This is a genomic window from Parasutterella sp. (assembly GCF_057870745.1).
Window position 1 is genome coordinate 22,537 of sequence record NZ_DBMALT010000005.1, and the last position, 26,497, is coordinate 49,033.

Here is a 26,497-nt window from a genome sequence, read left to right on the forward strand (position 1 = left end):
CAATTTTTCTTCTTTTGTGATCTGAGAGTACTTCTAAATCTTGGCCTTCAGGAATGCTGTTTCTCCTTCCGCAGTCCTGAAGGTTTTTCTTATTTAGTCAGATTTGATCGTAGACAGGTTTATACATCGCCGCCTGAATCGCTTCGGATAAATCGGCCTGATTCGATACTCCGGCAACACCTGTCGTGAAACATTCCTCGGCGACCGCAGCTGCAATGGATTGAGAGACTTCGCGAATCTTTGTCAGCGACGGGAACAAGCTGCCGTTTTCTAAGTCTTCATCCGAAACTTTCTTAGAGAGCGCTTCTGCCGCACTTAAAAACACACTTTGCGGTACAACGCGAGGCGAAGCAGTCACCAATCCGAGGCCGATTCCGGGGAAGACATACGAGTTGTTGCTCTGACGAGGAATGAACGTCTTTCCGTTCAGTTCAACCTGCGGGAAAGGACTTCCGGAGGCAAAGAGACATTTCCCTTCCGTGTAGGTGTAAGCCTCTCTTGCCGTACACTCCGAACGAGACGTCGGGTTCGATAACGCAAAGATGATCGGACGCTCATTGATTCTTGCCATTGCGCTGAGCACGTAAGCATTAAAGGATCCTGCCTGAGCAGCGCAGCCTACAATCGCGGTGGGCTTTACTTCACCGATGGCATCCAGGAACGTGCTCTGAGGTTCCAGTTCATGAGCAAATTTCTGCTTCAGCGGCGTCAGTCCTTCCCTGTCTTTTGTTACCAGACCGTGAGAGTCAAAGAGGAAAATCCTATTGATGGCTTCTTCCTGGCTCAGGCCTTCCTTCATCATGGCTTCAACCAGCAGATCGGCAATGCCGCCGGCGGCCTCTCCGGCGCCCAAGAAAAGAAATTTTTCCTCGGAAAGAGAACTTCCCTTTGCCCTTGCGGCAGCATAGAAACCGGCAACGGCTACAGCTGCCGTCCCTTGAATATCGTCGTTAAAACAAGCGGTCTTGTCCTTCCACTGATCTAACAGAGCGAAGGCATGGCGATTGGCAAAGTCTTCGAATTGGATAATCACCTGAGGCCAGCGTGCTTTGGCGGCTTCAATGAACTCTTGAACGAACGCGTAGTATTCCTCACCGTCGACTCTCGGCTGCTGAAGACCGAGATATAGCGGATCGTGCAGCAGACCTTGATTATTGGTACCGACATCCAAGAGCACGGGCAAGGAGCGCGCAGGATTGAGTCCTGCACAGGCTGTATAAAGAGAAAGTTTGCCGATCGGAATCCCCATTCCGCCGGCGCCGAGGTCGCCTAATCCGAGAATACGTTCGCCGTCCGTCACGACGATCATATCGACATCGTCATGCGGCCAATTATTGATCACCTCTTGAACGGATCCCTTATCTTCAATCGTGACATAAAGCCCTTCCGGTTCGGAATAAATTCGATCGAATTCCTGACAGGCTTTTCCGACCGTCGGCGTATAGACGATGGGCATCAGCTCCTCGATATTATTTTCAAGGAGGTAATAAAAGAGGGTTGCGTTTCTGTGTCGAATCAGCGAAAGGATTTCGTATTTCTGAAGCGGCTCTTCTGCCTGACGAATTCTTTCTAAAGCTCGCTTGGCCTGATGCTCCAGCGTCGTCACTCTCGGAGGAAGCAGTCCGCGGAGTTTCCGTTTTATTCTGGCTTCCCGACTAAAGGCTGTTCCTTGATTGACGAACGGATCATCCAGGGCTTCCGTTCCCACACTGATATTTTTCATTTATATTTTCCGAAAAACAGAAAGTTCGACAGAACGGAGCGAATAGCCGGTACCAGTCGCATCAGACTCCTGTCGAAAGAGAGAGACGAGCCCTCTCCCGAACCAGAGTACAGCTTATCAGGTCAAACAGCGCTACGACAACTTTTCAGGAATAGCAGGCGCCTGAAGCACATCGACGCCCTGCTGCTGCATTTGCTTGACTTCGGGAATCCGCAGGCGCAGAGCCGTGTAAATCGGCTGGCTCTTCAAAGCCTGAGCCGTAAAGAATGCCAAGGCCGACCCGATGAGCATCGGAAGTGTTAAATCCCAGCATGCGGTCATTTCAAGGATCAGTAGAACGCCGGTTATCGGAGCACAAATCGTGGAGGCAAAGAAGGCGCTCATCCCAACGGCGCAGAAAGCCATTGGGTTTAAATCAAATCCGATGAGATTCAGCGTCCATGCAAAAACGTGGCCTAAGATTCCGCCCATCAGAAGAAGCGGTGAGAAGAGACCGCCGGGAACCCCTGTGGCGTAGCAAAGAGGCGCAAAGAACCAGCGTATCAATCCGATGACTAAGACCGTTGCGATAGGGAACGTATAGTTCAGCATCTCGGTGCCCAGCTGATCTCCGCCGCCCGCAAGCCCCGGAGCAAAATAAACCAACAGGGCAACGACAACGCCGATGATCCCGGCCTTCACTTCGGGGAGGACTTTTTTGAAGTACGCATTCGTGTTCAGAAGAATGAGAACCATCTTGTTATAGAGCGGTCCCATCACTCCGATAAAGATGCCGAACAAAATGAAGGCGACAGATTCTTTGACACCCGGAATCATGAAAGATCGATTGATCACGTTGTAGTCAGGCTGCATGCCGAGAATCGTCATAGAGACCGTGCAGCCGGCAAAAACGCAGATCAGCGTCGGAATCACAAGGTTCATCCGGATATCTTTCGTGACTTCCTCGAAGGTGAACATCGCTCCGCCGAGCGGAGACGAAAAAGCCACACCCAAGCCGGTACCAGCAGACGCAATAGTGAGAAAACGAAGCTCTTCTTTCGAGAATTTCAGTATGCGGGCAATCGTCGCTCCGATAGAAGCACCCATTTGAACCGTCGGACCTTCACGGCCCAAAGCCATACCGCTGCCCAGCGTCAAAATACCGCCGAAGAACTTAACCAATAAGATCTTAAAGCGCGCCGGTTCAACCTCTTCTCTCCAGGCCGCTTCAACATATTGAATTCCACTGCCGCCGGCCGTCGGAGCAAAACGAACTAAGAATCGTCCGATGACGGCGCAGGCCACGCAAACAGCCACAACAGCTCCGAATCCTTCCCAAAAACTGACGGAATGGGCCCATGTCGTTAACTGCATCCGCAAATGGTCCGCTTTATGCAGGAAGTACTGGAAGTATCCGCCGACTGCCCCGGTACAAAGGCCGGCAAACAAGCATACTAAATAAAACCAACATTTACGCGTAAAGGACACGATCCCTCCTTTAGGGATACTCCGCCGAGTTCCGAATTTTTCTTGATGTTCTTTAGCTTAATAAGCTAAAAGGCAATAGTTTCTGAGGGATCACGAAATTGGGGAATTAAAAAAGGACCCGAAGGTCCTCGATCATCAATCTGCGATTGATTACATCTGCTTTTTAGCAAGTCCTGCCGCGCTGCTCTTCGGATAAAGCTTGATGAGCTTATTAAAAGTAGCCTTGGCTTCCGCGGGTTTCTTAGAATCCATCTGAGCCATACCGACAAGCAGATAGGCCTCAGGCACTTTAGCATGTTTGCTGTAGCCTGAAATCAGACGCTGCTCGGTGGCGATCGTCTGCGCAAAGTTGCCTTTCATGTAGTAGCTGCTGCCGAGCCAGTACAGAGCATCAGGATAAACCTTTGTCTTGCTGTACTTTTGTGTCATGCCTGAGAAGCATTTAATCGCTTGATTGGCGTCGCCCTTTTGAAAGACGGACAAGCAGCGGTCAAGTTCCTGCTTTGCGGAAATCTCCCGATCAGAAGCGGCTGCTGCTGCCTTGGCCTTAGGATCCATTTCATTCAGACGATTCGAAAGATCGTCATAAATGGTCTCGGCGTTTTGTTTTTCCTTACCGACGGAATTGGTCAGATCCTCTACTTTGCCGCGGAGCGTCTGAACTTCCTTCGTCAGTTTTTCCAGTCGGTCATACAGCGACATCTGCACTTCCTGCTGAGACTTCAGCTGATCGCGAAGCTCCAGAATTGCTTTGCGGGCTTCATCGTCTCCGAAGAGCGCCCATGCCGATGTATTGACGGACAACAGAACGGTGCCAAGGAGCACCAGCGCGATTCTTTTCATGTAAATTACTTATTGAGCATGTAGTGGATATCAACTCTGCGGTTTTCGTAGTAAGCCGCTTCGTCATGACCTTCGGCTTTGGGTTTTTCTTTACCGTAGCTGATCGTTTCGATTTGCTGAGGAGAAACGCCCAAGAGTGTCATACGTTCTTTGACGGCTTCAGCTCTCTTCTGACCCAGAGCCAGGTTGTATTCACGTCCGCCGCGTTCGTCGGTATTGCCTTCCAGACGAACGTTCAGGTTCTTGTGAGCAGCCAGGAACTGAGCGTGATTGGTCACGACCGGCATCTGGTCGGGAGAGACGGTATAGCTGTCAAAATCAAAGTGAACTTCGCGGTTAGCGAGCGGACCGGTCTTAGAGCTCAGAGCTTCTTCAACGGAAGTTCCGTCAGTGATAGAGCCGGCTTTATCCTTATCCAGATCTACTGTAGAGCAAGCCGAGAGCGAAAGAGCGACAGCTGCTGCGGCTGCGCAAATAGCAAATCTTGAAGAGATCATCTTCTTCGTCCTTTTATTTAATGGTGGGACCCCAGGAGGGTTCGCGAATGTCTCCACTGGTACCCGAGAGTCGGGAACGAGTGCTTCCGTCCGTGGAGACAGTGGACAGAACACCCTTACCTCCAACCTCGGAGGCATAAATAATCATGTTGCCGTTCGGCGAGTAGCTCGGCGATTCATTCTTTCCGATTTCGGAAAGCGGGATCACGTTGCCGGTCGCCAAATCCTGCTGCACGAGCTTAAAGTGACCGCCGGTACGAACAATGTAGGCGACCTGGTCGTTTTTCGGACTTACTGCCGGGCTAATAGCATAGGCATTGCCGAAGCTAATGCGTTCAGCAGAACCGCCTGCAACCGGCTTTCTGTAAATCTGCGGATTGCCGCCGCGGTCGCTTGTGAAGTAAATATATTTGCCGTCCGGCGAGAATGCGGGCTCTGTATCAATACTGCTGCCCGTCGTGAACTGTCTGAGATTCTGTCCGTTGGTATCCAGCAAATAAATCTTCGTGCCGCCGTCCTTCGACAGAGCCACGGCCAGCGTGCCGCCGTCAGGGCTAAAGGCCGGCGCACTGTTGTTGCCGCGGAAAGCAGCGACCTGACGACGTTTGCCCGTGCTCAAATCATGAATCCAAACGGTCGGCTTACCGGTCTCAAAGGAGGTATAAGCAATCTGTCTGCCGTTAGGAGACCAATCGATGGAAATGATCGGATGTCTGATGCGAAGGGCAACCTGAGGGTTGTAGCCGTCGCTGTCTGCGACCATGATGGCATAGTTGTTTTTGCCCTGTTGAGAAACATAAGCGATGCGTGTCGCAAAATCGCCTTTTTCTCCGGTCAGACGTTCAAAGATTCGGTCTGCAATCTTATGGGCATAAAGACGCAGGTCATCTTTCGGGGAAATATAGGAAGCCTCGTCGGTCTCCTGCTTTTTCACCGGGTCAAAGAGACGGAACTTGATTTCATAGCGTCCGTCGGCAGCGCGTGTCACGGAGCCGTCGGCAAATGCGCCGACGCCGGCTGTGCCTAAAGCTTTCCAATCGGGATCTTTGTCGAGTGCCGTAGCGGCATCACAGGAAACTAGTCGGAAAAAACCGCTGCGGACCAAATCGTTGCCGATAATTTCGGCAATATTTTCAGGCGCTTCGCTATTACCGAAAAACGGCTGAATAGCGATTGGAAATTGGTTTGCCCCGACACCTTGAATATTCACAAAAAGCTGTGCAAATGCCGGTTGGGCGGCTGCTATCCCCGCCAAGCCGACGGCTTGAAGAAAACCGCGTCGATTCAATCCCAAGTCACGTCTGACCATACGCTCCCTCATCTCCATAAAACTAACAAGCACATTGAGTTTATCTTAATGTGCTAAAAAGTCTCGGACCGCGATCCGATGACTAAATATCTTGAATTTTGTATCAATAATTGAGCCGAAATCGTATTTGCAGCGATTTCGGCTCGAATTAGGAAAATTTAATTAGTGGCGGAAGTGACGTTCACCGGTAAAGACCATGGTGATACCGCGTTCATTAGCCGCAGCAATCACTTCTTCATCACGGATAGATCCGCCCGGCTGGATGACCGCAGTGGCACCGGCGTCAATGATGACATCCAAACCGTCTCTGAACGGGAAGAAGGCGTCCGAAGCGGCAACGCTGCCTTCCAGCGAGAGTCCGGCTTCTTTTGCTTTGATCGCAGCGATTCTGGCAGAGTCAACACGGCTCATCTGGCCGGCGCCGACGCCTAAAGTCATACCGTCGCGGACAAAGACGATCGTATTGGACTTAATGAACTTAGCGATCTTCCAAGCAAACATCATGTCGGAAATCTGAGCGCTGGTCGGAGCGAGTTTCGTCACAACCTTGAGGTCCTTTTCGCTGACGCACTGTGTATCGGGTGTCTGAACCAGCAGACCGCCGCCGATGCGCTTCATATCCAAGTCGTTGCGGGCGTGGCCCATAGCAACGGTGAGCAGACGAAGGTTCTTCTTCTGCAGAAGAATGTCTAAAGCACCCTGAGAGAACTCAGGTGCAATGATGACTTCGGCGAACTGTTTGGCAATCTTTTCAGCAGCTTCCTTGGAAACTTCGCAGTTGAAGGCGATGATGCCGCCGAAGGCAGAGGTCGGGTCGCACTTGAATGCCTTGGTGTAGGCTTCTTCGGAATTCATACCGATAGCTGCGCCGCAGGGGTTAGCGTGTTTGATGATCACACAGGCGGGGCTGTCAAAGCTGCGGACGGCTTCCCAGGCAGCGTCGCTGTCGGCGATGTTGTTGTAGGAAAGTTCTTTGCCGTGCAGCTGGTGGTAGCCGGCCAAAAGTCCCGGTGCAACATTTCTTTCACGATAGAAGGCGGCTTCCTGGTGAGGATTTTCGCCGTAACGCATGTCCTGCACCTTGACCCACTGACGAGTCAGGCTTTCCGGGAACTTCGTACGTGTAGAGACGTCGTTGCCCTTCATGCTGGTCAGGTAGTTGGAAATCATGGCGTCATAGTGAGCGGTATGAACGAACACTTTCTTTGCCAGTTCCAGTCTGGTTTCAGGAGAAACGTTGCCCTTTTCTTTGATTTCTTCGATGACTTTTCTGTAGTCGCCGGGAGAAACAATAACGGTGACGCTTTCATGGTTCTTCGCAGCAGCGCGAATCATAGTGGGGCCGCCGATATCAATGTTTTCGATGGCGTTTTCGAAGGTGCAGTTCGGGTTGGCGATGGCCTGTTCGAACGGATACAGGTTCACTGCAACGATGTCGATGGGATCAATTTCAAACTGCTTCAACGCTTCCATATGTTCCGCAACGGGGCGGCGGGCAAGAATGCCGGCATGGATCTTCGGGTTCAGTGTTTTGACTCTTCCGTCGAGCATTTCCGGGAAGCCGGTGTAGTCGGCAACCTCTTGTACGGGAATGCCTGCCTGAGCGATGAGTTTTGCAGTTCCGCCGGTGGACAGAATGTGGTATCCGAGTTCTGTCAGGGCTTTTGCAAATTCAACGACGCCGGATTTATCCGAGCAGCTGATCAGCGCTTGTTTTTTCATGTTGTGCATTTCGTTAGAAACTTCCGTTGAGATTAAGTTTGAACCCGCCCGTTTCCCGCTTCCGGAGCGTTTTCTGTCGCGCTGCCGGGCCGCAGAATTCGAGCATTGCGTAAAAGCTAATCGAGATTATCCCGTAAGAGAAGCTCGACATTTTTTTCTAGTTGAATCGGATCCGTAACGGAGTACAAATCCGTCAATAGAGTCGGACATAAGTCTAAACGTTTAAAGTAGCCGCTGAGGTGTTTGCGGATTGTCTTTAGACCTTTTTCCTTCTCGTAAAAAGAAAAGTGTAACTGTAAGTGTTCGCCAATAGTTTCAATAAGTTGGCTCTTGCTCGGCGCCTGCGGAATTCTGCCGTCGAGTTTGTCATTTATCTGCGAAAAAATCCAAGGGTTTCCGATAGCCGCACGCCCGATCATGATGCCGTCGGCACCTGTCTGCGCAAGTACCGCTTCAGCCTTTTCTACGCTGTCAATATCGCCGTTGGCAATAACCGGGATATCGACCGACGCCTTCACTTCGGCGATCCTCTGGTAGTCAACTTCGCCTTTGAAACCTTGTTCTCGGGTACGGCCGTGGAGCACGAGCATTTTGATTCCGGCCTCTTGAGCGATTGCCGCAATGTTTAGCGCATTGATGTGCTCCGCATCCCAGCCGAGACGGTATTTGAGCGTCACGGGCACATCTACCGCTTCAGTCAGCGCCTTCAGCAATTTTTCTACGAGCGCCTCATCTTTTAACAGCGCCGAGCCGCACTCTACCGAACAAACTTTTTTCGCCGGACATCCGCAGTTGAAATCCACGATTTGTGCACCGCACTGAACCGCATAGCGGGCGGTGTCGGCCAAATCGACCGGATCGGAACCGAGCAGCTGGATCGCACGGGGATAGCTTTCACTTCCCAGGGAAAATCTTTCTTGCGACTTTCTCGACTCGCGCAAGTGTTTCTGCGAGGCAACCATTTCGGCCACGGCATAAGCCGCACCCAGCTTACGGCAAATTTGACGAAAAGGAAGATCGGTAAAACCTGCCAGCGGTGCTAAGAACACGCGTCCGGGAATTTCCACATTCCCGACTTGTACTGTTGCGCCGCTCATGAAATATCCGTCTCGTTAAAGAAGCAGCCCATTGATTCGCATTTTGCAAGCTCTTCGGGAGTGCCGACATTCGCCCAGGGGCCTTTGTAGATCTCGCCGCTGACTAATTGCTGATCGACAAATTGGTACAGCCAAGGGAAGAGCTTGGAAAACTCCGGCTTTTCTCCTGCGAAGATTTTCGGCGAGAAGACCGCAATATTCCCGTAGGTGTACTTCTTATCGGCTCTATTGATAAGACCGTCTTTGAGATCCATGTCACCGTCATGAAAAGAAGGATTGGGCACCAATACTAAGTGTCCGATGATTTCTCCTTTTCTGATTCGGTCGGCAGCCTTTTCCAGGGAGGCGTAATCAAAGGCCGTGACGATGTCTCCGGAAACCACAACAAAGGGTTCTTGCCCGTCGCTGAGCAAAGGAAGTGCTTTGACAATACCGCCTTTGGTTTCCAGCGCATCCGAGATCGAAGTACCCTCCTGAGAAATGGTCACCCTCATTCCCTCGACCGGATGTTCTGCAAAGTGCGAAGGATAGAGTTCTGCGTAATGGGCGGTATTAACTACCGCCTCGCGGATGCCGCCCTTTTTCAGACGATCAAGCTGCCAATCGACCATTGAGCGGCCCCACAGCTTGATCAGCGGTTTGGAATTATGCGCCGTGAGTTCGCGCATGCGTTTGCCTCTGCCGGCGCACAACACAATCGCCTTCAATCAGACACTCCCTAGAAAGAGTATCCGACGGTCTCTTCGATGCCGGAGATTTGGTTAATGAAACGAGACAACGGTCTTAACGCATCAAAGCGGGAGGCAGTCTTTTGAACGTAATTCAGGAATCGCGGCGTATCACCGAGATATTTCGTTTTTCCGTCGCGGTAATTGAGGCGGGCAAAGATACCCAAAACCTTGAGGTGACGCTGGAGAACCATCCATTCGACGTCTTCCCAGAACACGCCGAAGTCTGCCGGGACCGGGATGCCTTCTTTGCGGGCTTTATCCCAATAGCGAATGGTCCAATCTAAAACCTGAGCTTCGCTCCAGGAGATAAAGGCGTCTCGGCACAAGCAGGCAATGTCATAGCTGACCGGACCGTATACAGCGTCTTGGAAATCAATAACTCCGGGATTGTCCTTTTCTTCGAGCATCAAATTACGCGGCATGTAGTCTCGATGTACGTATACAAAGGACTGAGCAAGATTCTTTTTGATGATGAGATCAAACATCTTGTCGAACATGCTGCGCATCTGCGGCGTAATTTCCATATTCAGATGGCGTTTCACATACCACTCGGGGAAAAGTTCGAGTTCACGGCGAAGCAGTTCTTCGGAGTACTCAGGCAAGACACCCGGTTTGCTGTTCTTCTGGAGTTTGACAAGTGCGGTAGTGGCGTCATCCATTAGTCTAGAGGCGTTGTCCTCCGAAAGGACATCCAGATAAGTTTGAGTTCCCAAGTCTGACAGCAGCAGAAAACCTTGCTCTACGTCCTGAGCAAAGATTTTCGGAACGTTGATACCTTGTTTGGCAAACAGATCGTCGACAAAAATAAAAGGTTTGACGTTGCCGGTTTCGCCGGGAGAGTCCATGACGATGTAAGTCGTTCCGTCTCCGTCAATACGGAAATAGCTCCTAAAACCTGCGTCCGAAGATGCCGGGCGAAGCGTCTTCAGATTCAGCCCGAAAGACCCTCCGATTTTTTCCAGCCACTGCTTTAAGCAAACTTCACGCTCTGTCATTGTTTCTCTCCATCATCCGTTGATCGGAAAGAATATGCAGGTCCATTAAGCCTTTATAATCTTTCCACCTAATAGCGTGCAATTTTAATGTCTAGTTTTTCAATTCGTCGAAAAAGACCCATGGAAGCTTTTCGAGCCCTACCCGTTTTTGTGGCTGTGACTTTAGCTATGCCCTTGCTCGTCTCGGCGGCCGAGCGCGATCAAGATTCCGAAACGGCTACCCGACCTGAGTACGGACTGAAGCTGAACGCGGCACGCCGCTTAGACGAGAGTGCGCCTTCGGAAGAAGGCGATGCCCCGACTTATCTGACGGCGTTCGAAATGATCGGAACGCCCAACGAGAAAATCGAACTTATTGACAGCGCCGAGGTTCGGCGCGGCGGATCCGTACTTCGCGGCGACACCATCACCTATACGTTCGCCAACGACGAGGTTTATTCCAACGGAAACGCCTTAGTTGCCAGAAACGGTACGATTTTCAAGGGACCTGAGCTCACTTACCACCTCGATGCGGAAACCGGCGAAATGCCGAACGCAACGTTCCGATATCTGCCGACTCAGATGAGAGGCACATCCGACAAGATCGAACTTCTCGGCGAAGGCAAAGCCAAGATGTGCAATGCCATGGTCACAACCTGCCGCGAAGGTGAAGAAGCTTGGTGGATTAAAGCCTCTGACATTGATTACGACGAACTCGACGGATCTGCCGTCGGCAGGAACGCACGTCTGTACGTCGGCGGTATCCCGGTCTTTGCCTCGCCTTATTTCAGCTTCCCGGTCGGATCCGAGCGCAAGACGGGCTTTTTAACGCCGAGATTCGGCATGAGCTCCACGCTCGGCGTGAATATGGAAGTTCCGTTCTATTGGAACATTGCGCCGAACTACGACTACACGCTGACATTGAAGCCCATGTCTAAGCGCGGAGTGCTCTTCGGCAACGAATTCCGTTACCTGCAGCCGACTTTCTCCGGCCAGGTAGACTACAACGTCATCTTTAAAGATAAAGAAACGCACGAACGGCGCTACGGCGTAGCCTGGAAACATTATCAGCGTATCGGCGATGTTTCTCTCGGCGTCGATTACCAGAAGGTCTCCGATAACGATTACCTATCGGATTTCTCGACGACCATTCGTGAGTCCAGTGAAAACATCCTCAACCAGAACTTCTGGCTGAGCTACGGACAGACTTATTGGAGTACGTCTATCGGTGTCTACAAGAATCAGACGCTTCGCCCGAACAGAAACTGGGTTGAGAAGCCCTACGAAAAGGAACCGGAATTTAACCTCAGCGGTTACGTTGCAGATTTTCACGGTGCGGTCCTTGATTCTCGTTTGACGGCAACCCGCTTCCGCCGCGGCATCTCGACCTATAACGGTTTGCGAGGAACCAGCGGCGACGGTAACCGAACCTTATGGAACACCTCGATTTCCTATCCGCTGATGGGTTCTTATTGGTTCATCACGCCGAAGATCACGTACTCGCTCACGCACTACAACGATATCAAGCACGCCAGAGCCGAGATTGATAAATCTTCTACCCGCTCACTCCCGATCTATTCTCTTGATACAGGCTTGATCTTCGAGAGAAATTCGATGGTCTTCGGACGGGAAACCGAACAGACGCTGGAACCGCGTTTGTTCTACGCCTACATTCCTTATCGGAATCAGCGGCACATGCCGAACTTCGACAGCTCTTCGGCCGACTTGAACTTCGCCGAACTGTTTACGCCGAACAAATACACCGGTTATGACCGAATTGCGAACACCAACCAGCTGTCTGCGGTTTTGACAACGCGTTATATTGACTCCGGCACCGGCAAAGAATGGTTCTCCGCGACCGTTGGCCAGCGCTACTACTTCACGGATGAAAAGGTCGATCTTTATTGGTCCAATCCCGGCAAAACAAAGAACCGCAGTGATGTGTTGGCCGCATCTCAGTTCTCCTTGTTTGAAGGCTGGCGCTTGGAAGGCGCGATCCAGTACTCAACGGAATGGTCCAGAATCTCGAAGACAAGCGCAGGTATCCGCTATAACCCGCGTGATTTCTCAACGGTTGCCTTGTACTATCGCTACAACTACAACCCCAACGACACGCGGGATGCCTTCTATAACACCAACATCAAGCAGATCGACTTTTCGTTCCAGTGGCCGATCATGAAAGACCTCTACGGTCTCGGAAGGTACAATTATTCATTCAGAGACAAAAAAGTGGTTGACTCCCTCATGGGCCTCGAATATCGTGCGGGGTGTTGGATTCTTCGCGGCGCCGTACAGCGTTACATCCGAAGTGAAGGAAGATCGACAACGAACTTCTTCTTAGAACTTGAACTCGTCGGATTAGGCACCGTCGGATCGAGTCCGATCCAGGCCTTAAGCGAAGGCATTACCGGCTACAAACCGGTCGGGCCGAAACCTGTTGAAGTCGGCCGATATGATTACTACGAATAAAACTATGAAACTGACTCATCTTTACGCAGTATGTGCCTGCGCCCTCCTCTCCCTCGGCGCTGCCAATGCAGACAATGCGTACGCTCAGAAAGCGCAGGCTAAGAAAGAAGCGGCTGCGGCTCAGAAGAACGCACCCGTTCCGGTCGACCGTATCGCTGCTGTTGTCAACCATGATGTGATTACGGAGATTCAGCTGCAGCAGAGAATTCATCAAGTCGCACTGAATCTCCGCAGAAGAAACATTGCGCTGCCGCCGATGGAAAACCTTCGCGACCAGACGCTCGACCGCATGATTCTTGAACGTATCATCGAACAGAAAGCCCGCGATACCGGTATCCGTATCGATGACAACATGCTTAACGGCGCGATCGAACAGATTGCGACCAATAACGGTCTGACGGTTCCTCAGCTCGAAAAGAAACTGGCAGCCGACGGTATTTCCGTTCCGAGCTTCAAGAGCGAGATTCGTAGCGAACTGATTACCCAGCGCCTCCGTGAAAGAGATGTGGACGACAAGATCCAGATCCCGGAAAGTGAAATCGACCAGTATCTGAAAGACCAGAGCGGCCCCGGCAAACGCATGGAATATCGTTTGTCCCGCATCGTGATCAGCTTCCCGGAGAATCCCACCAAAGCAGAAGTGGAAGCTGCTCAGAGAACCGCTTCCCGTGCGCTTGAGCAGGCTCAGAGAGGCGCGGATTTCAGCCAGCTTGCTGCCAGATACTCCGTCACGCCTGAAGCCATGGAAGGCGGCGTCATGGGCTGGGTTCCTGCCGGAAAACTTCCTCCCTTTGTTGTGCAGGCGCTTCAGAATCACAAAGCCGGAGACATCATTCCTCTCCAGGCAGGAAACTCTTTCCAGATTCTCAAACTGACGGGCGTCCGCGATCCCGGTGAACAAGCTCAGCAAGGCGTTCGTCAGACGCATGTTCGCCACATCATGATGCGTCCCTCGAACGTGACCCCTGAAAAAGTCGTGATTCAGCGTTTAAACGAGATCAAGTCCCGCCTGGATAAAGGTGACGGAGACTTCCAGACGCTGGCCCGTCTGCATTCTGCAGACCCGTCCGGTACTCGAGGCGGAGACCTCGGCTGGCTCTATCCGGGCGACGTTCCTCCGGAAATGGAACAGCAGCTCGACAAGCTGAGCGTCGGTGAAATCAGCGAACCGATCCGCACGCCTTACGGCTGGCATATCTTCCAAGTGCTCGACCGCAGAACAAAGAGCGGCATTAACGAGCGCCAGCGTGAACAAGCCAGAGAGGCGCTACGTGAGCAGAAACTCGGCGACGCCGTCCTCGACTGGGAACGACGTCTGCGTTCGGAAGCCTATGTTGAGAAGCGAATCAACAAACCGACCGAATAACATCGTAAAGTCGAAAACGCTTAGGCCTCCTAAGCGTTTTTTCATGGAAACAGAAAATGGCTGAAGTACTCAAGCACCACAAAGCGCGCAAACGTTTCGGACAGAACTTTCTAAACGACGACTTCTGGATCAACAAAATTGCCGAGGCTGTCGATCCGAAAGAAGGTCAAAAAATCATTGAAATCGGACCGGGACAGGCCGCTTTAACTAAGGAATTAATTGCCGGCGCCAAACACATCTACTGTGTTGAGATTGACCGCGATCTCGCCGCTTGGCTGCGAACCAAATTCACACCTGAGCAATTAACCGTGCTTGAAGCCGACGCACTGAAATTCGACTGGAGAGACTTTGCCGCGGAAGAAAAGATTCGCGTAGTAGGCAACCTGCCCTACAACATCTCCTCCCCGCTCCTCTTCAAGCTCTCCGAAATCAGCGACCGCGTCGTAGACCAGCATTTCATGCTTCAGAAGGAAGTAGTCGACCGAATGGTCGCCGCTCCGGGAACAAAAGCTTACGGACGGCTTTCCGTCATGCTTCAAAGAAAGTACCGCATGGTAAAGCTCTTTGACGTGCCGCCGGAGGCCTTCACACCTGCGCCCAAGGTCATGTCTTCCGTGGTCCGCATGATCCCCGTTCAAAATCCGGCAGAAGTTGATGAAGAGACGTTCCATCAGGTTGTCGCGGCGTCTTTTGCTATGCGCCGTAAAACGTTGAAGAACAATTTCTCTAAGTGGATTTCCCCTGAAATGATGGAGGAGGCAGGAATTAAACCGGAGCAGCGCGCCGAAAGCGTGCCTCTTGAAAATTTCATTCGCCTTGCTCGCTTGGTTCATGCGGCAGGCATTTCGATTGTGCTCCCGGGCCAGGTTCAGCCAGACTAGAGAAACCCAAGCGTTCTTGAATGCAGCATTGCCTTAGCCCGCTTGTAATCGGGGCAATGCAGTTCAACCAACTGCCAGAAGCGTGCGGAATGATTCATCTCCGTCAGATGGGCCGCCTCATGCGTATAAAGATATTCCCTCTCGGCCTTCGTTACGAACACCGCATTCCAGTGAATACGAATGTGTCCCCGGCTGCTGCAGCTTCCCCAACGCGTTTTAGCTGACGTCAAAAAGAACTTTCGATAGGGATATCTAAATGGCCCCATCTGCGCGAGCTTCTGTTCAAATTCTTCCTGCAGGGCCGTAAGGGCCCACTTTTTGAGCGTCTTAACAAGAACTTCGAGAAACTGCTCTCGGCTGATGTTCGCGTCCCTTATCCACAGCACAACTTCATCGTCGAAGACGCCGGACTCTTTGCGTACACCCGACACTCGTACCTTTCTTTTGACGTCCAGCAAGACGATTTCTTGTTCGGAAAACAGTTTTTCAAAGAAAGCTCGATTGGAATCTTCCTTCCCTAAGCTTTTCTGCCGCTTCTTCTGAATCCATGCCTGCTGTGAGAGGACCCAGCCCATCACCTTTTCCCGTGAGCTGCGTGTCGGATACTTCACCAGCAGCTGCTCTGAGTTCGGCATTGAAATTGAAATGCTCTTGCGTTTCCCGGGCTGCCAAATGATTTGTATTTCCGCACCGTCTGCCAGCCGAATCGTGCTCACAGCCTTAGCCGGAGCCGGTTCTTTTTCTGCGGACGGAGAGCTGAGGCGCATCTTCTCCAGGAATTGAATAACTTTGCCCGCAGATTTCTGCAACTCAAGTTCCACTTCGAAGTCTGTGAGTCTCGTCGGACAGCGGACAACCAGAGTACCGCTTTCATAGGCGATTTGAGTGTTTTTGCGACGGCCGCTGCGGATAATGCGGTATCGGACGGGATAACTCCCTTCTAAAAGGGAACTGTGGACAAACTCAGAATCCTGTTGAGACAAACGCGCCGAAACATCCGGATAGGCCAAGGACGCCGCTTCAAAAAATTTAAAGTACGGCAGAAATTTCTTTTTTTGAAGTTTCAGCGCCCACTTAATTTGGAGCACCGAGGGGTAGCCTTTGGTGATATAAATGACACCTTCGGGTCCGGCGGTAATTTGTTCTTCCTGTCCTCCAAGTCGAATATGAACCCGCCGAACTTTGTCGGGATAGACGATTTCAGCCTCTGACGGAGATCCGTCTAAATAAAAATTGGTGATCTTTGGAAATATACGACCTAAAACCATTCAGCCTTTTATTTGTAATATTTAGGAGAAATTCGCTTCATCTCGCCTTCAATTTCGCTGCGGACTTCTTCATTAAGTTCGTGCGGAGTTTTCCCTTCGGGGCTGATCGGATCGCCGAACACTACTTTAATCACACCGGGATACAGAAGGAAGGAATGCTTCGGCCAGCATTCACCGGAATTCAAAGCAATCGGAACAATCGGAGCATTAGTAGCAATCGCCAAGCGAACGCCTCCGGTTTTATATTTAACGGAAGCGCCGGGTGCTGTACGCGTACCTTCAGGGAAGAGCACCAAAGCCCAGCCGTGCGCAAAAAAGTCCGGAACTTCGCGCTTCATGCGTTCAAAAGCAGTGCGTCCTTCGGATCTGTCCACGCTGAACATTCCTAAGGAGGCCAAGCCCCAGCCGAAGATCGGCAGGCGATGCAGTTCGCGTTTGTAGATATAACTCAATCGTCTCGGCACTAAGGCAAAAAAGGCGAGCGTCTCCCATCCCGATTGATGCTTAGAAAGCAAAATCACAGGACCGGTCGCCGGAACCTTATCCATGCCCGTTATCTCATAGCGAACACCGCAGATCGTACGCATTAAGCTGATCACTGTCCGGCACCATTTTTTTACGATGGCGTAACGACCTTCTTTCGAAGTAAACGGAATACAAACGAAAAGAACGATGCCGTAGCAGATGATAGTGATACAAAAGAGGAACCAAAAAATCAGGGCACGAAGCCAGAGCATAAGTTTCATAGCTATTGTTCGAAAAGGCCGCTCTGTGAGCGGCCTTTTGATCGGAAAGTTAAGAGGCTAAACACGAAAGTTTGGCGACTTGATTCATCGCTTTATGAAGCTCGTTGAGCAGTGTTAAGCGATTTCTTCTCAAGGCCTCGTCTTCGGCGTTCACCATCACTTTATCGAAGAACGCATCCACCGGTGCTTTCAGCGGAGCCAGGCTGCGAAGTTCATCTTCATAGCGGCCGGCCTTATAGTCAGCTTCAAGTTTGGGTTCCAGCGTACGAATGACTTCATACAGATCCTTCTCTTCTTTTTCTGTCAGGAGAGCCGGATCAACGGCGTCTGCCAGCGGCAGCGTGTTCTTCTTGAGGATGTTCTCAATACGTTTGTTAGCAGCTGCCAAAGATTCGGCTTCCGGCAGACTCATAAAGTCATGAACGGCCTTCAGGCGTTTCGGAACGTCCGCGAGGATAGCGGGTTCGGAACCGATCACGGATTCAACTTCATGAGCTGTAAAGCCTTGGTCCTTCTGCATGACGCGCAGGCGGTCGTGGAAGAACTGTTTGAGTTCTTCCGTGGCATCTTTAACGCCCGGCACCACAGACTCTTCTTCCGTACCGATAGCAATCAGATTGTCTAAAGAGAGAGGAAGTTCTTTTTCGATCAGCATGCGAAGAATGCCGAGTGCGTGTCTGCGCAGAGCGAACGGATCTTTTTCTCCGGTCGGCAGCTGTCCGATGCCGAAGAGGCCGGTTAGTGTCTCGATCTTATCGGCCAGCGCAACGGCCAGGCTTTCGGGTGTGGACGGAAGCTCGTCACCGGCATAACGAGGCTGGTAGTGCTCGCGGATAGCAAGAGCGACTTTGTCGTCTTCCTTATCGTGATGAGCGTAGTACTCACCCATAATGCCCTGCAGTTCGGGGAACTCTCCGACCATCAAAGTACGCAGATCGGCTTTTGCCAGCTTAGCTGCGCGGCGGGCCAGTGCGGGATCGGCACCGATCTGCTCAGCAATGCGAGAGGCGATCTTCTGAACGCGCTCGCTTCTTTCAAGCTGAGTACCGAGCTTGTTGTGGTAGACCACATGGGTCAAGCCGGGGACGCGGGATTCAAGTGTCTGGAGACGATCTTGATCATAGAAGAACTTCGCATCGGCCAAACGAGCGCGAACAACGCGGGCGTTGCCGGAACGAATCGCTTCGCCGCCGTCTTTGGCTTCGATCTGTGAAACCAGCAGGAAGCGGTTCATCAGTTTCTTGTTCTGATCCTTCAGCGCAAAGTATTTCTGATTCTGCTGCATCGTCAGAATCAGGCACTCGGCGGGGACCGTGAGGAATTCTTCGTCAAAGCCGGATTCGTAAACGATGGGCCATTCTGTCAAAGCGGTGACTTCATTAACGAGATCATCGGGCATGATGATTTCGGCGTGAAGTTTTTCAGCGGCAGACTTGAGCGCTCCGACCATCTTGTTCTTTCTCTCTTCGAAAGAAGCGACGATCTTGCCTTCTTTTTCCATCTGCTCGGCATACTTTTCTGCCTCTTTGATGGAAATCGGTTCATGGACGTGGAAACGGTGTCCCATCGTTTCACGGCCGGCTTTCAAGCCGAACAGTTCAACGGGAACAATTTCCTTGTCGAACAAGGCAACGAGATGCTTAACCGGGCGCACGAATTCAACGGTCTTGCCGTTTTCGAGCTGATAGCTCATCACTTTTGGAATCGGCAGACGGCGCACGGCGTGATCCAGAGCGATCTGCAAGCCGTCTTTTAAAGAAACACCGGCCTTAGTGCCTTCATATACCAGCTGATCCTGCTTGCCGTCATTGACGACTTTCAGCTCGGAAGGCTCGCACTCGATGCCGAGTGCCTTCATTTTTTTGCTTAGAGCCCGGGTAGCTTTGCCTTCAGCGTCCAGACCGACTTTTACCGGCACCAGTTTCTGACGGAAAGGTTTGTCGGGGGCCACTTCGGAGACATCCGAAATCAGAGCGGCGATACGGCGAGGAGAACCGTAAGCGGTAACCTGTGCGTTCGGAAGAGCTAAACCCTGCTCTTTAAGGCTGGAAGCCAGTTCTTTGGCAAATGCCTTGGATAAGTTGTCCAGTGCCTTCGGCGGCAGCTCTTCTGTTTGAATTTCAATCAATAATGAAGCCATTTTTCTAACCTCTTTATTCTTTTTTCTGGCACATCGGGAAGCCGAGGCGTTCACGAGAGTCGTAGTAACTTTGAGCAACGGCTCGGGAAATTTGACGAATGCGGCCGATATAAGCGGCACGTTCCGTCACACTGATGGCACCGCGTGCGTCGAGGAGGTTAAACGTGTGTCCGGCTTTTAGAACCATTTCATAGGCCGGAAGAGCAAGGTTCAGATCCATCAGGCGCTTGGCCTCGCTCTCGAAGTAGTCGAACTGCTTGAGAAGTTTTTCGGGGTCGCTCGCCTCGAAGTTGTAGTGGCTCTGCTCGACTTCGTTCTGATGGAAGACGTCACCGTAAGTGAGAATGTGTTCGCCGGAAGCGTCCTGCCACTTTGTGTAGACGAGATCGAAAACGTTGTCGCAGTTCTGAAGATACATCGTCAGACGTTCAAGACCGTAAGTGATTTCTCCGGTAATCGGCTTGCATTCCAGACCGCCGACCTGCTGGAAGTATGTAAACTGGGTGACTTCCATACCGTTCATCCAAACTTCCCAGCCTAAGCCCCAGGCGCCGAGAGTCGGGTTCTCCCAGTTGTCTTCGACAAAACGAATATCATTGACTTCGGTATCAATACCCAGCGCTCTCAAGGAGCCGAGGTAGCGGTCAACAATGTCGGTCGGAGCCGGTTTAAGAACCACCTGAAACTGGTGATGCTGATGCAAACGATTGGGGTTCTCGCCATAACGGGCGTCTTTCGGTCTTCTGGACGGCTGCACATACGCAGCTCTCCAAGGTTCAGGGCCTAAGGCTCTGAGAAATGTTGCGGTATGAGAGGTGCCGGCACCGACTTCAATGTCGATCGGCTGAAGCAAGGCGCAGCCCTGCCCGTTCCAATACTGCTGTAGACGCAGAATAACTTCCTGAAATGTAAGCATAATTTCGAACTTTTTTCTTCTCAGCAATGCTGAATTGAGAATAATCTTTTTATTTTAGCGGGAGACGGTGTCTTTTTCTGAACAACAGGGCAAGGATTGCACTGATAAGCAGCAAAACCATGGCTCCGAGCCAAGGAAGCGCCCCGAGCTTAACAAACGGCGTCGGTTCTCCCTGTGCCGCAGCCACTTCAACATCGAGCTTGCCCGGCTTCATGGCAGGAAGCTCGGCGGCGACTTCTCCTTTGCTTGTGACATAAGCCGTCATGCCGGTGTTGGTTGCGCGGATGACCGGTCGAGCAAATTCCATCGCACGCATCCTTGAAATATTGAGATGCTGAGGCAGCGCATGAGTATCTCCGAACCAGCCGAGGTTGGAGAGATTCACCAGAAGATTCGGAGCCTTACCGCCCTGCCACCACTCTCTGATTTCCGATGCAAAGAGATCTTCGTAACAAAGAAGCGGTGCGGCGGACACGCCGTCAATCTCGAAAGTTTTTTGGTCAGCCGACCCCTGCAGCAAGTCTCCCATTGGGATCTGCAGCATGTCGATAAACCACCTGAATCCGGCAGGAACGTACTCTCCGAAAGGAACCAAGTGCTTTTTGGTGTAAGACTGGACGATCTTTTCATGCTCGACCAGAACGGCCGTGTTGCGGTATCCGTCTTCTCCGCGCAAAAAGCCGCCGAACATCAAAGCGGCGTTGCCATTGGTGACGTGCGTAAATTTCCTCCAGATTTCCGGTTTCAGCTGCTGAAGCGGTATCGGAAAAATAGTTTCGGGCAAAACGATCAGTCCGCTTTCCGGCACCGGTTTTTCATTCATCAGCCGGACGTAACGCTCGAAGCTCGTGAGGCTGCCCATCGGAGAGAATTTTTCGTCCTGAGCAATCCCGCCTTGAACTAAACGGACGGAAAGCGTTTTGTACGGTTCACTCCAGCGAATGTCGGTCAGAGCAAATGCAAGAGAAAAAACGACCAGAAGTCCGGCACAGGAAACGGCAATGCCTTTGAGATTTTTACGCTCCAGCAGGAGGAGCGCCGCACATCCGGAAATAAAGGCAGCCAAGAAATTTATACCGTCTGCGCCGCAGATCGGAGCAAATGCAGAGAGGGAGCCGTCGACATGGGCGTAGGACACCGCGCTCCAGGGAAAGCCTGAAAAAAGCACGCCTCTGAGCCACTCCGTCAGCCCCCATGCGGCCGGCGCAATAGCCAAAAGCATGAGACCGGCACTCGAGCCGCGCTTCATGGACCATGCACAGAGCGCGCCGACAGCCGCCGGATAAAGAGCTAGGTAACAAGAGAAAATGAAGACAACGAAGGCGGCAAAGACCGGCGGCTGGTAGCCGTAGTCATGAACGGACACGTATAGCCAGGCAAGAGAAGTGACAAACCAGCCGATGCCAAAGAAAAGACCGGCGAGGAATCCTGCCTTAGCGGTGCGGAGGCCCGCAAAAATAAAAAACAGGACGGCTAAAGCCGCCAGCTGCAGCCACTCATTTGCCGGCGCCAGAGAATACCCTTGCGCAATGCCGGCAAATAGGGCGATTAAGAACGGAAGGAACTTCTTCACGTTATTGAGCGGTTATTAGGCTTTCGCCGGTTGCTGCTCTGTCTGCTCCGGCTCCAGCTTCTCAACCGTGAGCATCTTGACCTGACGAGCCAATGCCTTCGTCACGACAAATCGGAAACCCTGCAGGACAACGGACTCTCCGACCTGAGGAACGTGTTCCAGTTCATCGCTCACGAGGCCGCCCACACTTTCAAAGCGGTCATCAGAGAAATGTGTTCCGAACACGCGGTTGAATTCGTTGATATGAGTACTTGCCTTGACACGCCAGCGAGATCCGCCGATTGCGACGATGTCGGAAGCATCGTTAACAACGTCATACTCGTCGTCAATCTCTCCGACAATCTCTTCCAAGACGTCTTCAATCGTAATCAGACCGGAAACCGAACCGAATTCATCAACCACTAAAGCCATGTGGTTGCGTTTGAGACGGAATTCTTTCAGAAGGACATCGGCCGGTTTGCTTTCAGGCACGAACACGGCCTGTCTTAAATGCTGACGAATCTCGTACTCAGGATTGATGAAAAGGCGCAGCAAGTCTTTTGCCAGAAGAATTCCAAGAACGTTGTCTTTATCTCCGTCAATGACGGGAAAACGAGAGTGACCCGCTGCGATGACTTGTTTGATCCAATCCTGAGAGTTCTCGGAAATGTCGATCACAATCATCTGTGTCCGAGGAACCATCAAATCCTCTGCGCGCAGACTGTTGACGCGCATGACACCTTCAATCATGTGCATGCCGTCGTCTGTCAGAAGTTTTCTGTCGTGGGCAATATGAAGATCATCAAGGAGTTCTTTTTGAGTCTCAGGCGCGTCATCATGAAAAAATCGATCCGACAGCTTCTCAAAAAAATTCTTCTCTTTGGGTTCGTCAGTCTTGTGGTCCGCCATTTCTAAGTACAGATTTCGCTAAATTGATGAACCTAAGCCAGCGGCTGAGGCGTGTAGTTTCTGTCAGGATACGGAACATCAAAGCCCAGATCAACTAAAACGTCGGTTTCTCTCTGCTCCATAACCTCGGCTTCTTCGTCGTTCATGTGGTCATAGCCCTGCGCATGTAAGGTGCCGTGAACGAGAAGATGCGCCATGTGCTCTTCCAAGGTTTTATTTTGATCCTTGGATTCTTTTTCGAGCACGGGCACACAGATTACCAGGTCGGCCTCCACGACAGGCTCAACCTGATAATCGAATGTCAAAACGTTGGTGGCGTAATCCTTACCCCGGTATGTTTTGTTGAGCTCTCTGCCCTCTTCTTCTTCAACGAAACGGACGGTAATTTGTGCGTCGTTTTCCAAAGCTCGGCTGATCCAGCGCTGAATTTTGCTTCTGGACGGAAGCTGGGGAAAATGAGCAAGATTTTGAACGGAAAGGCTCAAAACATGGGGTTTACGCATGTTGGTATTCTCTCTTCTCGGCTTTTTGGTAGGCCTCAACAATACGAGCAACAAGGGGATGACGAACCACGTCGACCGAAGTGAAATAAGTCATAGAGACTCCTCGAACATCTTGAAGAATGTGCGAGGCTTCGATCAGCCCGCTTCTCTGACCTCTCGGCAAGTCGATCTGGGAGGCGTCTCCCGTAATGACTGCTTTGGAGCCGAAGCCGATACGCGTCAGAAACATTTTCATCTGTTCCGGAGTTGTATTTTGGGCTTCGTCAAGAATAACAAAAGAAGCATTCAAAGTACGGCCGCGCATGTAGGCTAAAGGCGCAATTTCAATTTTCTGCTTTTCAAGCAGGCGCTGTGTCTTTTCCGTGCCCAGCAAATCGAACAAAGCGTCATAGAGCGGGCGCAGGTAAGGGTCAACCTTCTGACTCAAATCTCCGGGAAGAAAACCTAACTTTTCTCCCGCTTCAACCGCCGGACGGGTCAATACGATTCTTTCGACCTCGCCTTTTTCAAATGCACTGACAGCGGCCGCAACGGCTAAGTAGGTCTTGCCGGTGCCGGCCGGTCCGATACCGAAGGAAACGTCGTGGGAAAGGATGTTGCGAATATAAGTCCGCTGCATCGGCGTGCGTCCCTGAAGTCCCTTACGGTTGGTGCGAAGCTCGGGAACAGGCTCTTCTGCAGCCAGCTCTTCAGCAGGCGCATTTTGACCCACAAGATAGAGCTGAATATCTTCTGCCGTCAGCTCATCACTTTTGCGCTCAGCGATGGCAGCCAAGTCCGTCAAAGCTTGAATGGCTTTGCGGCAATTTGCCTGTGTTCCCTTAATTCCGAAAGACGCGCCGCGGCGGGAAATTTCCACGTTAAGGAAATTTTCCAGCTGGGCCAAATTCGAATCCAACGGTCCGACCAAACTGGACAGATCACTGTTGTTGATCTGAAGATCTAAGCTTAGAGATGTCTGATCGGATTTCGTTTTAGCTTCAGTCATTTAAACTAATTCCCCTCCCAGGGTGTGCGGATAAACCTCATTAATTTTGAGGTTAACCATCTGACCGATTAAGTTTTCGGGCCCATTAAAGGTAACGATACGATTGTTATCCGTACGGGCAGAGAGCTTTCCTTCGCCCTTCTTCGCTTCTCCGACAACCAGGCAGCGCTGTACGCTTCCGACCATGGACTGCGAAATTTCCTGGGCATGCTGCGTGTTCAGCGCCTGAAGTCTCTGAAGTCTTTCGAGCTTGACGGACTGAGGTGTGTCATCGGGCAGCTCAGCGGCAGGAGTACCGGGGCGCTTGGAGTACACGAAAGAGAAACTGGCATCAAACTTGATCTCTTTGATGAGATTCATTGTTTTTTCAAAATCTTCTTCCGTTTCGTTCGGGAATCCGACAATGAAGTCCGTTGCAATGCTGATGTCCGGACGAATCGCACGAAGCTTGCGAATGATGGACTTGTACTCAAGGATCGTATAACCGCGTTTCATGCCGGCCAAGACGCGGTCGCTCCCGGCTTGAACAGGCAGGTGGACGTGGTTGGCCAGAATCGGGATCTTGCGATAAGCCTCGATCAGACGATTTGTAAATTCTTTCGGGTGAGACGTTGTGTAGCGGATTCTCTCAATGCCGTCGATTTCTGCCACATATTCAAGCAGCAGGGCAAAGTCGACGATTTCGCCGTCAGGACCTTCTCCGCGATAAGCGTTAACGTTCTGTCCCAGCAAAGTGACTTCCTTTACGCCCTGAGCAGCAAGCTGCGCGATTTCAACGAGGACGTCTTCGACGGGACGAGAGAACTCTTCACCGCGTGTATAAGGCACGACACAGTAGGAGCAGTACTTGCTGCAGCCTTCCATAATGGAAACGAATGCTGTAGCTGCATCGGCATGCGGAGTCGGCAGATGGTCAAATTTTTCGATTTCCGGGAAACTGATATCGACCTGAGGACGATGCTCTTTTTCGTTCTTTTCCAAGAGTTCCGGAAGACGATGGAGGGTCTGCGGTCCGAAGACCACGTCGACGTAGGGAGCACGGCGAACGATGTTGCCGCCTTCCTGGCTGGCGACACAGCCGCCCACAGCAATCTTAAGATTCGGCTTTGTCTTTTTCAGTTCTCTGACTCGTCCGAGGTCGGAAAATACTTTTTCCTGAGCCTTTTCTCGAATAGAGCATGTATTAAAAACAACTAAATCGGCTTCGTTGATGTCGTCGGTTACCTCGTAACCGGCTGCTGCCTTAGCAATATCTGCGATCTTGCCGGAATCATATTCATTCATCTGGCAGCCAAAAGTCTTCAAGTAAATTTTTTTCGCGTTCACGGTTTATGTCCGGTGGCGGTTAATACAAACTTTCAAAAACTGAAAGTCACTCAAAAAGAACAATGCTCCCGCATAAGGGAGCGCATCTCCCGAAATTAAAGATTTCGCTTTTCTCCGGGAATACGGTAAATCGGTGCTTTCACACTGAATGTTTCACGATGACGCCCCAGCCGTCTTGCGGTCAGAGCGCCGCCCCAAAGGCAGGCGGTATCCAGCGGGAAAACATTAGGCACATCGGTCACGGGGCCGAGTGTGGACCAGTGTCCGAAGGCAACAGGCGTCTTTGCCGTTTTGCGGCCGGGAAACTTAAACCAGGGAATGTATTCAACAGGCGTATCGGCAGGAGACAGTTTCTGTTTGAAATCCATCGTACCGTCAGCGTTGAGATAACGAGTACGCGTCAGCACGTTGACCACAGCGCGCAAACGATCTTTGCCGCGAAGATCCGGGCTCCACTGCTGCTTGCCGAAGAGTTCTCCGATCTGGCTCAATCCTTTGTCGGAGCGGATAAATTTTTCGACTCTGGAAGCCTGCTTCAGTGTTTCTTCAACAGACCAGGACCAGTGGGTCGCCGCATGGACGCATAAAAAACCGTGATCAACCAGCGCCAAGGGTCGGTTTCTCAGCCATTGAATGATGTCCTCGCAATCCGGTGCGTTGAGAATTTCAGAAATCGTATCTTCCGGCGACATCGCTCTCTGACCGGCATAAACGGCTAAAAGATGGAACTCGTGGTTCCCGAGCAGACACTCAGCGCGGTCTCCCATACGCATGACGGTACGGATGGTTTCAAGAGATTTCGGGCCGCGGTTGACGATATCGCCAATAAAAACCAAACGGCTTTTGTTCGGGATCTGTTGGAGAAGCTGTTCCAGGGTATCAAAACACCCGTGGACGTCGCCTATGGCATAGGTTTTCATAGCGGGCCTACCACATGAAAATGCCCGGAAGCTTTAGTAGCTCCCGGGCGGAATCTTGGTGGCGAATCACGGACTCGAACCGCGGACACAAGGATTATGATTCCTCTGCTCTAACCGACTGAGCTAATTCGCCATCTGACGACCAAGTCA

The 26,497-nt window shown here is 51.5% G+C and carries 22 protein-coding genes and 1 tRNA gene; 3 read left to right on the top strand and 20 right to left on the bottom strand.

All coding sequences use genetic code 11. The features are described from left to right. Positions 1–97: 97 nt before the first annotated feature. The 9 genes from ACZND6_RS02385 to ACZND6_RS02425 all read right to left on the bottom strand — a co-directional run bounded on the left by ACZND6_RS02385 (position 98) and on the right by ACZND6_RS02425 (position 10,384). Complete coding sequence (locus ACZND6_RS02385; RefSeq protein ID WP_489524360.1) at positions 98–1,723, bottom strand: NAD-dependent malic enzyme; 1,626 nt, start codon at positions 1,721–1,723, stop codon at positions 98–100. A gap of 132 nt (positions 1,724–1,855) precedes the next feature. Further along, positions 1,856–3,190 (bottom strand): ClC family H(+)/Cl(-) exchange transporter, encoded by a 1,335-nt coding sequence (locus ACZND6_RS02390; RefSeq protein ID WP_281536479.1) that lies wholly within the window; start codon positions 3,188–3,190, stop codon positions 1,856–1,858. A gap of 150 nt (positions 3,191–3,340) precedes the next feature. After that, complete coding sequence (gene ybgF / locus ACZND6_RS02395; protein ID WP_278384351.1) at positions 3,341–4,033, bottom strand: tol-pal system protein YbgF; 693 nt, start codon at positions 4,031–4,033, stop codon at positions 3,341–3,343. Positions 4,034–4,038: 5 nt separating this feature from the next. After that, positions 4,039–4,527, bottom strand: coding sequence for a peptidoglycan-associated lipoprotein Pal (gene pal / locus ACZND6_RS02400; RefSeq protein ID WP_369975244.1), 489 nt, complete (start codon positions 4,525–4,527; stop codon positions 4,039–4,041). A 16-nt stretch (positions 4,528–4,543) separates the two neighbouring features. Then, positions 4,544–5,857 (bottom strand): Tol-Pal system beta propeller repeat protein TolB, encoded by a 1,314-nt coding sequence (tolB, locus tag ACZND6_RS02405; protein ID WP_370648966.1) that lies wholly within the window; start codon positions 5,855–5,857, stop codon positions 4,544–4,546. Positions 5,858–6,001: 144 nt separating this feature from the next. Next, complete coding sequence (gene purH / locus ACZND6_RS02410; protein ID WP_278417722.1) at positions 6,002–7,561, bottom strand: bifunctional phosphoribosylaminoimidazolecarboxamide formyltransferase/IMP cyclohydrolase; 1,560 nt, start codon at positions 7,559–7,561, stop codon at positions 6,002–6,004. 116 nt (positions 7,562–7,677) lie between these two features. Continuing rightward, a complete protein-coding gene (dusB, locus tag ACZND6_RS02415; RefSeq protein WP_278384348.1) occupies positions 7,678–8,658 on the bottom strand; it encodes a tRNA dihydrouridine synthase DusB in 981 nt (326 codons plus the stop codon). Beyond that, positions 8,655–9,365, bottom strand: a complete 711-nt coding sequence (locus ACZND6_RS02420; protein ID WP_489524361.1) for a nucleotidyltransferase family protein — start codon at positions 9,363–9,365, stop codon at positions 8,655–8,657. The genes dusB and ACZND6_RS02420 overlap by 4 nt, the downstream gene beginning before the upstream one ends. Before the next feature lie 11 nt (positions 9,366–9,376). Then, positions 9,377–10,384, bottom strand: coding sequence for an aminoglycoside phosphotransferase family protein (locus ACZND6_RS02425; RefSeq protein ID WP_370748144.1), 1,008 nt, complete (start codon positions 10,382–10,384; stop codon positions 9,377–9,379). Positions 10,385–10,504: 120 nt separating this feature from the next. On the opposite strand from ACZND6_RS02425, the gene ACZND6_RS02430 reads away from it, so the two are divergent. Genes ACZND6_RS02430 through rsmA form a run of 3 tightly spaced genes read left to right on the top strand, consistent with a single transcriptional unit; the run spans position 10,505 to position 15,079 of the window. Continuing rightward, complete coding sequence (locus ACZND6_RS02430) at positions 10,505–12,832, top strand: LPS-assembly protein LptD (protein WP_370748145.1); 2,328 nt, start codon at positions 10,505–10,507, stop codon at positions 12,830–12,832. A 4-nt stretch (positions 12,833–12,836) separates the two neighbouring features. Beyond that, entirely contained in the window at positions 12,837–14,198 is a 1,362-nt protein-coding gene (locus ACZND6_RS02435) for a peptidylprolyl isomerase (protein WP_300874252.1), read from the top strand. 56 nt (positions 14,199–14,254) lie between these two features. After that, positions 14,255–15,079, top strand: coding sequence for a 16S rRNA (adenine(1518)-N(6)/adenine(1519)-N(6))-dimethyltransferase RsmA (gene rsmA / locus ACZND6_RS02440; RefSeq protein WP_300874249.1), 825 nt, complete (start codon positions 14,255–14,257; stop codon positions 15,077–15,079). Here rsmA and ACZND6_RS02445 read toward each other — a convergent pair. The 11 genes from ACZND6_RS02445 to ACZND6_RS02495 form a co-directional block, all read right to left on the bottom strand. After that, positions 15,076–16,347, bottom strand: a complete 1,272-nt coding sequence (locus ACZND6_RS02445) for a M48 family metallopeptidase (RefSeq protein ID WP_300874246.1) — start codon at positions 16,345–16,347, stop codon at positions 15,076–15,078. The genes rsmA and ACZND6_RS02445 overlap by 4 nt on opposite strands. An 8-nt stretch (positions 16,348–16,355) precedes the next feature. Then, positions 16,356–17,093 carry a lysophospholipid acyltransferase family protein gene (locus ACZND6_RS02450; protein WP_300874244.1) on the bottom strand — a complete coding sequence of 246 codons (738 nt, stop codon included), beginning with the start codon at positions 17,091–17,093 and terminating at the stop codon, positions 16,356–16,358. 49 nt (positions 17,094–17,142) lie between these two features. After that, positions 17,143–19,233, bottom strand: coding sequence for a glycine--tRNA ligase subunit beta (gene glyS, locus ACZND6_RS02455; protein WP_300874241.1), 2,091 nt, complete (start codon positions 19,231–19,233; stop codon positions 17,143–17,145). Positions 19,234–19,246: 13 nt separating this feature from the next. After that, the gene (gene glyQ / locus ACZND6_RS02460; RefSeq protein ID WP_008810173.1) at positions 19,247–20,149 is read right to left on the bottom strand and encodes a glycine--tRNA ligase subunit alpha; all 903 of its coding nucleotides are present in this window, start codon (positions 20,147–20,149) and stop codon (positions 19,247–19,249) included. 49 nt (positions 20,150–20,198) lie between these two features. Further along, entirely contained in the window at positions 20,199–21,722 is a 1,524-nt protein-coding gene (lnt, locus tag ACZND6_RS02465) for an apolipoprotein N-acyltransferase (protein WP_489524362.1), read from the bottom strand. 15 nt (positions 21,723–21,737) lie between these two features. Continuing rightward, positions 21,738–22,610 (bottom strand): CorC family transporter, encoded by an 873-nt coding sequence (locus ACZND6_RS02470; protein WP_489524363.1) that lies wholly within the window; start codon positions 22,608–22,610, stop codon positions 21,738–21,740. Between the two features lie 32 nt (positions 22,611–22,642). Next, positions 22,643–23,113 carry an rRNA maturation RNase YbeY gene (gene ybeY, locus ACZND6_RS02475; protein WP_489524364.1) on the bottom strand — a complete coding sequence of 157 codons (471 nt, stop codon included), beginning with the start codon at positions 23,111–23,113 and terminating at the stop codon, positions 22,643–22,645. Then, entirely contained in the window at positions 23,106–24,101 is a 996-nt protein-coding gene (locus tag ACZND6_RS02480; RefSeq protein WP_489524365.1) for a PhoH family protein, read from the bottom strand. Before ACZND6_RS02480 ends, ybeY begins: the two co-directional genes overlap by 8 nt. Next, the gene (gene miaB / locus ACZND6_RS02485; RefSeq protein WP_008810178.1) at positions 24,102–25,427 is read right to left on the bottom strand and encodes a tRNA (N6-isopentenyl adenosine(37)-C2)-methylthiotransferase MiaB; all 1,326 of its coding nucleotides are present in this window, start codon (positions 25,425–25,427) and stop codon (positions 24,102–24,104) included. Between the two features lie 95 nt (positions 25,428–25,522). Continuing rightward, on the bottom strand, positions 25,523–26,347 hold the full coding sequence (locus ACZND6_RS02490) for a symmetrical bis(5'-nucleosyl)-tetraphosphatase (protein WP_489524366.1): 825 nt from the start codon (positions 26,345–26,347) through the stop codon (positions 25,523–25,525). Between the two features lie 56 nt (positions 26,348–26,403). Continuing rightward, positions 26,404–26,480, bottom strand: a tRNA-Met gene (locus ACZND6_RS02495). Positions 26,481–26,497: the final 17 nt, after the last annotated feature.